This window comes from Stenotrophomonas sp. B2, assembly GCF_014947095.1.
In the GTDB taxonomy this organism is placed as follows: domain Bacteria; phylum Pseudomonadota; class Gammaproteobacteria; order Xanthomonadales; family Xanthomonadaceae; genus Stenotrophomonas; species Stenotrophomonas maltophilia_P.
In genome coordinates, this window is record NZ_JADCQA010000005.1 from 185773 (window position 1) to 196746 (window position 10974).

Consider the following 10974-nt stretch of genomic DNA (forward strand, 5'->3'; position numbering starts at 1 on the left):
TGTCGGGCATGTCGTCTTCCCTCGTTTCCTTCCGTCGCCATCCGCTCGCGCTGGCCTGCGCAGGCCTGGCGCTGGTCGGCAGCTTCGGCGCCGCGGCGCAGGACAGTGCGCCGACCCCCACCGGGCTGGATACCATCACCGTGACCGCCGAACACCGTGAGCAGAACCTGCAGGAGGTGCCGGTGTCGGTGGGCGTCGTGCAGGGCGAGCGCATGCGCGACTTCACCGCCGGCGGCGACGACACCCTGCTGGCGCTGTCCGGCCGCGTGCCGAGCCTGTATGCGGAAACCACCACCGGTCGTATCTTCCCGCGCTTCTACATCCGCGGGCTGGGCAACATCGATTTCTATCTGGGTGCTTCCCAGCCGGTGTCGATCATCCAGGATGACGTGGTGCTGGAGCACGTGGTGCTCAAGTCCAATCCGGTCTACGACGTGGACCAGGTGGAAGTACTGCGCGGCCCGCAGGGTTCGCTGTTCGGCCGCAACACCACGGCCGGCATCGTCAAGTTCGACACGCTCAAGCCGACGCAGGACTACACCGGCCGCGTCAGCGCCAGCTACGCCAGTTACAACAGCGTGTCGATCGATGGCGGCTTTGGCGGTCCGATCAACGATATCGCCTCGTTCCGCGTGTCGGCCCTGTACCAGCATCGCGACGACTATGTCGACAACACCTACAGCGGCCCGAGTGCGGATGGCACCGTCAGCCCGAAGAAGAACGCCATGGGCGGTTTCGATGACCGCAACGTCCGCGCCCAGCTGCTGCTGACGCCGAGCGAGCAGTTCTCGATCCTGGCCTCGGCACACGCGCGCGATTACGAAGGCACCTCGACCCTGTTCCTGCGCGGTGCGCTGACCAAGGGTTCCAACCGCACCGACGTGCCGCGCGACCAGGTCGCCTACGACGAAGCCGACAACAACCCGCAGGCCTACAAGACCTACGGTGGCTCGGTGAAGGCGCGCTATGATTTCGGCGCGATCGACTTCACTTCGATCACCGCGTATGAAACCACCTCCGGTTACAGCCGTGGCGATACCGATGGCGGTGCTGCGGTGAACTACCCGGTCAACGGCGTGCCCACCGGCTACGGCCAGTCGATGGGCCGGATCCGCGACCTGGACCAGTGGACCCAGGAATTCCGTCTGGCCAGCCATGACGACAGCGCGTTGCAGTGGCAGGCCGGCGCGTTCTATTTCAACGGCAGCGACACCACCGACTTCTACCAGCGTGCCTGGTTCCTGCAGGGCGCTGCGCGCAATCCGAACAACTGGGTACGCCTGCGCAACAAGAACACCTCCTGGGCCGGTTTCGGCCAGCTCAGCTACGCCTTCACCGACAGGTTCACGGTCACCGCTGGCCTGCGCCAGACCCGCGACGAGAAGCACACCCGGCTGCTGAAGACCGCCGACACCGCTGCCGGGGTGGTGACCTACAAGGGCCGCACCGACGTCAGGATGTCCGATACCACGCCCAGCTGGGACCTGAGTGCGATGTACCAGATCACGCCGGACGTCAGCGTCTATGCGAAGGTGGCGCGCGGCTTCCGTGGGCCCACCATCCAGGGCCGTTCGGCGGTGTTCAATGCCGACTTCACCACCGCCGACTCGGAGACCATCCTGTCCTGGGAGGCCGGCGTGAAGAGCAGCCTGTGGGACGACCGCCTGCGCCTGAACGCCACCGCGTTCACCTACACCGTCAACGATATCCAGCTCAACGGTAACGATTCGGACGGCAACGGCGTGCTGTTCAACGCAGACAAGGCCAAGGCGTATGGTTTCGAAGCAGACATGGAACTGCGTCCGGTTCCCAACCTGACCCTGAGCGCCGGTGTCAGCCTGCTGCACAGCGAAATCAAGGACAAGCGCGTGTACGCGCAGGTCTGCGGCCTGAATGGCCAGGTGGTGTGCACGGTGGATGATCCGACCATCAAGGTGGGTGCGAACACCTTCGCGCAGATCGACGGCAACCCGTTGCCGAACGCACCGAAGTACAACGTCAACCTGGCCGCACGCTACGATTTCCCGGTCAGCGACGCGGCCACGATGTTCGTGTCCACTGACTGGAACAAGCAGGGCTATACCAGCTTCGTGCTGTATGACAGCAAGGAGTTCAACTCCAAGGGTGACTTCGAGGGCGGCCTGAAGATCGGCTACTCCGGCAACTACGGTGCCTATGAAGTCGCGCTGTTCGCACGCAACATCACCAACGAGAAGAATCTCAAGGGCGTGATCGAGAACTACATGGCCGCGGTGTACAACGAGCCGCGTACCGTGGGCGTGTCGCTGAACATGAACTGGTAATCGAACGGTTGCGGGAAGGGGCGGCCCGGTGATCCTGGCCGCCCCTTTCCGTTGCTGCAGCGGGTTGTCAGCGCACCGGCAGCAATGGCTGCAGGCGCGATTCCAGTGCCTGCTGGCGCCAGCCGGCCAGCGCCGACGGCCACTGGCGGTGCTCCAGGTAGCTTTCCAGGTGCTTGCGCGAGGCCAGCACCCCGTCCGCCAGGCCCAGTTCGCGGCTGCATTCGGCCACGGCGTCCTGCATTTTCTTCAGCGTCTTCTTGCTGCTGTCGGTGGGCTGGGTGGCCAGCGGCGCGTCCTGCTCATCGGCCAGCGGAGTGTCCAGGGCCTGCCACACGGCGGCTGTCAGCTTGCGCGGCGCCTTCGGGAACGGCTCGAACAGCTTGGCGAGCGCGTCGACATCGGCCGGTGGCGAGCGCGCCAGCAGGGCGGCAAGTTCGTTGTCCAGGATCCAGCTGCGCGGCCGGTCGCTCTGGCGTGCCTGCACATCGCGCCAGCGCAGCAGGCGCAGCAGGCGTCGCTGTGCCTCGGCATCGAGGAACTGGGCCGAGCGCATGGACAGGTGCGGCCAGCGGTCCTCATCGTTGGCGACGCTGGCCAACAGGCGTTCAGCGTCGTCGTGCAGCCACTGCTGGCGTCCCATCGCCTGCAGTCTCGCGTCGATCGCGTCATGCAGCGCGAACAGGTGCTCGACGTCATCGGCGGCATACTGCAGCTGCGACTCGGAGAGCGGGCGGCGCATCCAGTCCGAGCGGGTCTCGCCCTTGGCCAGGGTCACGCCGGTGATCTCCTGCACCAGCTTCTGGTAGCCCATGCCGGCACCGATGCCGGCCAGCGCCGCGCCGATCTGGGTATCGAACAGCGGTCGTGGCAGCACGCCGCAGGTCCATTTGAAGGCCACCAGATCCTCGCTGGCGCTGTGCATCACCTTGATGATCGACGTATCGGTCAGCCAGGGGGCCAGTGCTTCGGGCATGCCGGGAATCAGCGGATCGATCAGCAGGATGTCCTCGCCGACCGCCATCTGCACCAGCGCCAGTTGCGGCCAGAAGGTACGTTCACGGATGAATTCGGTGTCCAGACCGATGCGGGTGGGACGCTGCTGGTAGTACGCATCCAGCTCGGCGGGGGTGGTGATCCAGATTGCCACGGGTCAGGGCCTGCTACTCGGGTTTGCTCAGGCAGGGGAGAATAGCCTAACGTCGGTCCGCGTCCGTGCCGAAGGAGGCTCTGCTTGCGTTTTCCGCTGTCGTCCGCGCTGTGCGCCAGCCTGGCCCTGGCTCTGGTCGCCTGCACCCCGTCACCGCCGACACCGGCAGGCAAGGCCGGCGAGGGTTCCGGCCAGGCGGCATCGCCGCCGGCGCCGGAGGATCGGCCGGCGGTGCAGGGCAGCGTGACCATCGCCGGTCAGGATGCCGCCGAAGACGTGCAGCAGTGGACGCCGCCCCGTGTCGATCGGGAGGGGCGCAGCCTGGCGCAGCTGCGCAGGGCCGCCGAGCAGGCGTTTGCCCAGGATCGGCTGTACGAGGATGGCGATGCCGCCATCCCGCTGTGGCTGGCGGTGCAGGAGGAGGTGCCTGACGACCGCCAGGCCCGTGCTGGCCTGCAGCGTGCCCGCCAGCGCCTGCTGCAGCAGACCGATGCCTTGCTGGTGCGGCCGCTGCAGCAGCGCGAGGCGCTGGCCGAAGCGGGACGCCAGGCGCTGGTGTTGCTGACCCTGGCCCCTGACGATGAAAAGGTGCGTGCCCTGCAGGCGCGGGTGGAGATCGCGCAACGCGTGGTGGCCTACAACCGGGCCGGCGAGGAGGACCTGCGCGCGGACCGGATCGGCGAGGACGGTGACGGCGCGATCGGCAGTTTCCGCGAGGCGTTGGCGCTTGACGAGGGCAACCGCCGCGCACGCCAGGGCCTTGCTGCGGCGGAGAGCGGCCTGATCCGCCGTGCCGAGGAGGCCGCCCGCCGCCGTGACTTCGCCAGTGCCGGCACCTGGCTGGCCGAAGCCAGCAAGGTCCGTGATTCCTCTCCGACCATCGCCGACGCCTTCGAGCGCATCGAGCAGATCCGGGCCAACACCCTGGCGCAGCTGCGCGACGAGGGCCTGCGCGACCTGGCGACGCCGCAGGGCCTGAAACCTGCACGCGAGAAGCTGGCCGAAGCACTGCGCATCGCGCTGCCCGGCGACGCGGTCGTGGCGCAGCTGCGCGAGCGCATCGATCTGGCAACCCATTACGGCAGCTTCCGTCCCGGCCAGGTGTTCAGCGACGCGATGCGCGATGGCGGGCGTGGCCCGCAGATGGTGGTGGTGCCGCATGGCGGCTTCCAGATGGGCGCAGGGGATGCCGAGCCCGGCGCCACCGATGCCGAGCGCCCTTCGCATTACGTGCGGTTTGACCGCGGTTTCGCGATGGCCATCACCGAGGTGACCGTCAGCGATTTCGAGCGCTACGTCAAAGCCACCAATGCCCGCCCACGCGCGACCCGTCGCGGTCATTCGGTGGTCTATGACGAGCGCAGCGGCAACTTCATCCGCCGCAGCGGTGTCGACTGGCGCTCGGATTACGACGGCGCGCGCGCGCTGGGCAACGCGCCTGTGATGCATGTGAGCGTGCGCGACGCGGAAAACTATGCCGCGTGGCTGTCCGAGCAGACCGGCTACAGCTACCGGCTGCCCAGCGAGGCCGAGTTCGAGTATGCGCTGCGCGCCGGCAGCAGCGGCCGTTATCCCTGGGGGGATACAGGCACGCCCCCGCCGGGCAGCGGCAACTTCACCGGCAGCAAGGATGTCTCGCCGTCTGGCCGGCATTGGCACAACGCGTTCATCGGCTATGGCGATGGCTGGTGGGGCCCGGCGCCGGTGGCGAACTTCCGGGCCAACGCGTTCGGCCTGCACGACATGGCCGGCAATCTCAGCGAATGGGTGGCCGACTGCTGGCATTCCAGCTACCGGCGTGCGCCCTCCGACGGCGTGGCCTGGTTCAACCCGGGTTGTCGGGCGCGGGTGATCCGCGGAGGCAACTGGGCGAACTCTCCCGAGCAGACCCGGGCGGCCTGGCGGCAGTCGCAGGACTCGGACACCACCAACGCCCGCATCGGGTTCCGCCTGGTACGCGGCATCTGAGCGGCCGGCTTCACCCGGCGCGGGCTCCGGCACACTAAGATTGCGCCGTGCCCGCCGGCCGGCGGGGCCAGCCGGAAGACCACCGCATGCGCAACGACCCATTTTCCCGCTCGCCGCAGGGCCCGCAGCGGCGTGGCCTGTTCGGCAACATCCGCTGGTGGGTACTGCTGCTGGCGGCGGGTTACGCGGCCTTTTACTGGTTTTCGAACCGGACGGTCGATCCCTATACCGGCGAGAAGGTCATGATCGACAGCAGCCTGGATGCCCAGCAGGAAACCGCGCTGGGGCTGCAGGCCTACCAGCAGATCCTGGCGCAGGAGCGGCCACTGGACCCGAACGCGCAGATCTCGCGTGACGTGCGTGCGATTGCCGAGCGGTTGATCGCCAAGGTCGATGTGGTGGAGACCGCATTGGCGCGGGAGCATGGCGTGGAGCCGGCCCATTTCGCGCGCAGCTTCCAGTGGGAGGTGAACGTGATCCCCTCCGAGCAGGCCAACGCCTTCTGCCTGCCGGGCGGGAAGATGGCGGTCTATACCGGTCTGGTGCCGGTGGCGCGGACCAAGGATGCGATGGCGGTGGTGATGGGGCATGAGATCGCCCATGCGCTGCTGCGCCATGGAGCGCAGCGCATGGCACAGCAGAAGCTGACCCAGATCGGGCAGATGGCCGGGGCTGCCAGTGGCATGGATGCGCAGCAGCAGCAGATGGTGATGTCGGCGATGGGTTATGGCTATCTGCTGCCCTACGCACGCAGCCACGAGACCCAGGCCGATGAGGTGGGGCTGATGCTGGCTGCGGCTGCCTGTTTCGATCCGCGCGAAGCGGTGCCGCTGTGGCAGCGGATGGGCCAGGCCAGTGGTGGTCAGTCGCCGCCGGAGTTTGCCTCCACCCATCCCAACCCGGGAACCCGGATCCAGAATCTGCAGGCCCTGATGCCGAAGGCGCTGGAGTACCGGAAGCAGTTCTGCGAGGCGGCCAGGTAGGAAGGCGCACGCCGGGCTGCGCCTTGGCCCCCGCTTACCTGACCGAGGTGACCTGCACGTCGATGACGCCGTCGCCCACGCGTGCCTGCAGTGCGTCGCCGGGCTGGACCTGTTCAACCTGTCGTACCAGTGCACCATCATCGGCACGGGTCACGATGCTGTAACCGCGTGCCACCGTGGCCAATGGACTGACCGCTTCCAGGGACCGGGCCAGGCCGCGCAGGCGCAGCGCATCGCGTTGCAGCAGCCGCTGCATCGCTGCATGGGGGCGTCCGCGCAGGGCCGACAGGCGACGCTGCATCGCGTCCAGCTGGCGCTGCGGATGATGGCCACGCAGCACCGCGGCAGCATGGCGCAGGCGCGCGGCACGGCGCTCCTGCTGCTGGTTGAAAGGCGCGTGCAGCCGCCGGCCCAGCTCCAGCTGACGGCGCCGCAACAGGTCCAGCCGGGCCTGTGGACTCTGCGCATTCAATCGCAACAGCGCACGGTCGGCGCGCTGCATGGCCTGTCCTACCGCGTGGCGCTGCAGCTGTGCCAGCCGCGCGGCATTGCGGCGCAGGCGCAGGGCCAGGTCAAGCTGGTCGGGGACCAGCAGCTCGGCCGCCACCGAAGGTGTCGGCGCGCGCAGGTCGGCGGCAAAATCACTCAGGCTGAAGTCGGTCTCGTGGCCGACGGCCGACACGACCGGCGTATCGCTGGCGGCGATCGCGCGCGCCAGCGCTTCGTCGTTGAACGCCCATAGATCTTCCAGTGAACCGCCGCCGCGGGTCAGCAGGATCACGTCGTAGCGACCACTGGCATCGGCTGCCTGCAGCAGGCGGGTGATCTGCGCGGCGGCGCTGGAGCCCTGCACCAGGGTCGGCAGCAGGTCCACCTCCAGCAGCGGGAAACGACGCCCCAGTACGCTCAGCACATCGCGCACGGCGGCGCCGGTCGGCGAGGTGATCACCGCCAGCCGCCGCACATGCGCGGGCAGCGCCCGCTTGCGTGCAGGATCGAACAGGCCTTCGGCGTCCAAGCGCGCCTTCAGCTCCTCGAACGCCCGCCGCAGCGCGCCTTCACCGGCTTCCTCCATGTGGTCGAGCACCATCTGGTACTCGCCGCGTGCGTCGTACAGGGTCACCCGGCCACGCACCAGCACGCGCATGCCCTCGCGCGGTACGAACTTCAGGTACTGCGCCTTCATCCGGAACATCGCCGCACGCAGCTGTGCCCGTGCGTCCTTCAGGGTGAAGTACAGGTGCCCGGACGCAGGGCGGGCCACACTCCCCAGTTCGGCTTCGACCCAGATCGCCGGGAAGCTGCCTTCCAGCAGGTCGCGCGCCAGCGTGTTGAGCTGGCTGGGAGTGAGAATGTCGTTGTTGCGTGGCTGCATGGGTACGGCGCGCTGCGGGTGGAGCGGGCACTCAGGATCGCACGTTGGCGCGCGCCGGGCACGCCCGGCTCAGGTCGTGCGGTGCTGTGCCAGCGCCCACTGCACGTGCTCGCGCACCAGCGGCGAGGGATCATCGATGCGGGTCTGCAGTGCGGCCAGGGTCTGCGGCGCTGTCGGCGCGTTGCCCAGTGCCACAGCGATGTTGCGCAGCCAGCGCTCATGGCCGCTGCGACGGATCGGGCTGCCCTCGGTGCGGCGCAGGAATGCCGCCTCGTCCCAGGCGAACAGCTGATCCAGGCGCGCGGTGTCCAGGTTGTTGCGTGCGCGGAAATCGGCTTCATCGGTGCGCTTGGCAAACTTGTTCCACGGGCAGACCAGCTGGCAGTCGTCGCAGCCGTAGATGCGATTGCCGATCAGTGGCCGCATGTCCTCGGGGATCGCGCCGTCATGCTCGATGGTCAGATAGGAAATGCAGCGGCGCGCATCCAGCCGCTGCGGGCCGGTGATGGCGCGCGTGGGGCAGATGTCGATGCAGCGCGTGCAGGTGCCGCAGTGCGCAGTGGCGGGCGCGTCGACCGGCAACGGCAGGTCGATGTAGATCTCGCCGATGAAGAACCATGAGCCCCCCTGGCGATCGATCAGGCAGGTGTGCTTGCCGATCCAGCCGAGCCCGGCGTTGCGGGCCAGGGCCCGTTCCAGCACCGGTGCCGAATCGACGAAAACGCGGTAGCCCAGTGGCGCGACTTCATCGTTGATCCGCGCAGCGAGCTTCTGCAGGCGGTTGCGCATCAGCTTGTGGTAGTCGCGCCCCAGCGCGTAGCGCGCCACGTAGGCGCGGCCGGGATCGGCCAGGGTCGCCCAGGCTTCGGTATCGTCGCGGTGGCTGTAGTCCATGCCCACGGAAATGACCCGCACCGTGCCCGGCAGCAGTTCCGCCGGGCGTGCGCGCAGCGTGCCGTGGCGTGCCATCCAGTCCATGGTCCCGTACAGGCCCTGGCCCAGCCAGTCGGCCAGGTGTGCCTCGTCCTCGCCCAGCTCGATGCCGGCAATGCCGCAGCGCTGGAAACCGTGTGCACGGGCCAGTTCGCGGATGCGCTGCACGGCCTGGACCGGGTCGGCTGGGGCAGGGGCGGGGACGGAGGACATGTGCACCAGTATAAAATCCCGGCATGCCCGATCTCTCTCTTCTGTTCGACACCGCTGCTGCGCGCGCGCTGGACGCCCGCGCGTCGGCGCTTGCCGGTGATGGTGGCTGGAGCCTGATGGCGCAGGCTGGCCTGGCGGGCTGGCAGTGCCTGCTGCAGCAATGGCCGGATGCCCGCAGTCTCTATGTGGTGGCTGGCGCCGGTAACAACGGCGGCGATGGCTACGTACTGGCGACCCATGCGCTGCAGGCGGGCCGCCAGGTGCAGGTGATCACCCTGCCGGGCAGGCTGCCCGCCACGCCGCTGGCGCAGCAGGCGGCGGCGGCATTCGCTGCCGCCGGCGGCAGCAGCATCGAATTCGACGGCCAGCTGCCGGTCGCCGACGTCGGCGTGGATGCGCTGTTCGGTCTCGGCCTGGATCGGGCCCCGGCCGGCATGGCGCAGGCGCTGATCGAAGCACTCAACGCCTCTCCGGCGCCGGTGCTGGCACTGGATGTACCCAGCGGTGTCGATGCCGATCAGGGCGGCGTTCCCGGCGTTGCGGTGCGCGCGGCGGTCACCCTGCAGTTCATTGTCTCCCACCGGGGCCTGTACACCGGCGACGCGCTGGATCATGTCGGCCAGCGTCGGCTGGCGCCGTTGGACCTGCCGGAGGCGGCGCGGGAAGGCATCGCGGCCAGCGCGGAACGCTGGGTCGGCGACCGTCTGCGGGCGCTGCTGCCGCCGCGCCGGGCGAATACCCACAAGGGCGAGTCCGGGCATGTGCTGTGTGTGGGCGGCAACCACGGCAGTGGCGGTGCAGCGGTGATGGCGGCCGAGGCCGCACTGCGTGCCGGTGCCGGACTGCTCAGTGTCGGCACCCGTCGTGAGCATGTGGGGGCGATGCTTGCGCGCCTGCCCGAGGCGATGGCGCATGCGCTGGAAGATGGCGCGGCGTTGCCTGCGCTGCTGGACCGCGCACGGGTCGTTGCGATCGGGCCGGGCCTTGGCCAGGACGACTGGGCGCGTGCGCTGCATGCCAGCGTGCTCGCCTGCGGGCGTCCACTGGTGATCGACGCCGATGCCCTGAATCTGCTGGCGCAGAACCCGCACGCGGTGCCTGATGCCATCCTGACGCCGCATCCGGGAGAGGCTGCACGCCTGCTGGGCTGCAGTACCGCCGAGGTGCAGGCCGATCGCTTCGGCAGCGCGCAGGCGCTGGCCGAGCGCTATCACGCCACGGTGGTGCTGAAGGGTGCCGGCAGTGTAGTCGCGGCACCTGCGCGGCTGCCGCGGCTGATCGCGGCCGGCAATCCGGGCATGGCGGTCGGCGGCATGGGAGATCTGCTGACCGGCGTCATTGCTGGACTGCGCGCGCAGGGATTGGACGCATTCGATGCCGCGGCAGGCGGCGCCCTGCTGCACGCGCTTGCTGGCGACGCCGCGGCCATCGACGGCGCGCGTGGTCTGCTTCCCACCGACCTGCTGGCGCCCCTGCGGCGGCTGGCCAATCCGGAACGCTCCCCATGAACGAATTCTTCCTTGCCGACAGCGATGCCACCGAACGTCTCGGGCAGTGGCTGGCGGCCACGCGACCGCCGCAGGCGTTGATCGAGCTGCGCGGCGACCTCGGCGCCGGCAAATCCACCACCGCGCGTGCGCTGCTGCGTGCGCTGGGCGTGCAGGGTGCGATCCGCAGCCCCACCTACACCCTGGTCGAGCGCTATCCGCTGGCCAGTGGTGGCGAGGCGTGGCATCTGGACCTGTACCGCATCGGCCAGGCCGGGGAACTGGATTTCCTGGGCCTGGACGAGGGCAGTGCGGTGCTGTGGCTGGTCGAGTGGCCGGAACGGGGGGCGGGCGCATTGCCGCCGACGGACCTGGTCGTGGCGCTGGAGATCGAGGGCCAGGGGCGCCGGGCGCGTCTCAGTGGGCTCAGCGACGCTGGCCGGGAATGGCTGCAGCGGCTGGCCGAAGGTGGAGACTTGCGGCCTGTTTCTGTCGCCTGACGAGAACAAAGATCGGCAGGTTACGGATTATTAAGGAAAAAGGTATTGCATTCCGTTCAGCGCGG

The 10974-nt window shown here is 68.6% G+C and carries 8 protein-coding genes; 5 read left to right on the forward strand and 3 right to left on the reverse strand.

Annotated features, from left to right (window positions below):
* Window positions 1-8 precede the first annotated feature (8 nt).
* Complete coding sequence (locus IMX13_RS07585; protein ID WP_319637176.1) at window positions 9-2303, forward strand: TonB-dependent receptor; 2295 nt, start codon at window positions 9-11, stop codon at window positions 2301-2303.
* A gap of 67 nt (window positions 2304-2370) precedes the next feature.
* Here IMX13_RS07585 and rnd read toward each other — a convergent pair whose 3' ends face one another.
* Complete coding sequence (gene rnd / locus IMX13_RS07590; protein ID WP_053520336.1) at window positions 2371-3450, reverse strand: ribonuclease D; 1080 nt, start codon at window positions 3448-3450, stop codon at window positions 2371-2373.
* 84 nt (window positions 3451-3534) lie between these two features.
* Here rnd and IMX13_RS07595 point away from each other — a divergent pair, with 84 nt between their 5' ends.
* Entirely contained in the window at window positions 3535-5418 is a 1884-nt protein-coding gene (locus IMX13_RS07595) for a formylglycine-generating enzyme family protein (RefSeq protein WP_193396128.1), read from the forward strand.
* Window positions 5419-5504: 86 nt separating this feature from the next.
* Window positions 5505-6401, forward strand: coding sequence for a M48 family metallopeptidase (locus IMX13_RS07600; protein ID WP_053520218.1), 897 nt, complete (start codon window positions 5505-5507; stop codon window positions 6399-6401).
* A gap of 34 nt (window positions 6402-6435) precedes the next feature.
* Here IMX13_RS07600 and xseA read toward each other — a convergent pair whose 3' ends face one another.
* A complete protein-coding gene (xseA, locus tag IMX13_RS07605) occupies window positions 6436-7776 on the reverse strand; it encodes an exodeoxyribonuclease VII large subunit (protein WP_193396129.1) in 1341 nt (446 codons plus the stop codon).
* A 69-nt stretch (window positions 7777-7845) separates the two neighbouring features.
* On the reverse strand, window positions 7846-8922 hold the full coding sequence (queG, locus tag IMX13_RS07610; protein WP_193396130.1) for a tRNA epoxyqueuosine(34) reductase QueG: 1077 nt from the start codon (window positions 8920-8922) through the stop codon (window positions 7846-7848).
* A gap of 23 nt (window positions 8923-8945) precedes the next feature.
* Here queG and IMX13_RS07615 point away from each other — a divergent pair, with 23 nt between their 5' ends.
* Both IMX13_RS07615 and tsaE read left to right on the forward strand, forming a co-directional pair.
* Window positions 8946-10430, forward strand: coding sequence for an NAD(P)H-hydrate dehydratase (locus IMX13_RS07615; RefSeq protein ID WP_193396131.1), 1485 nt, complete (start codon window positions 8946-8948; stop codon window positions 10428-10430).
* Entirely contained in the window at window positions 10427-10909 is a 483-nt protein-coding gene (gene tsaE / locus IMX13_RS07620; RefSeq protein ID WP_111186443.1) for a tRNA (adenosine(37)-N6)-threonylcarbamoyltransferase complex ATPase subunit type 1 TsaE, read from the forward strand. Before IMX13_RS07615 ends, tsaE begins: the two co-directional genes overlap by 4 nt.
* Window positions 10910-10974: the final 65 nt, after the last annotated feature.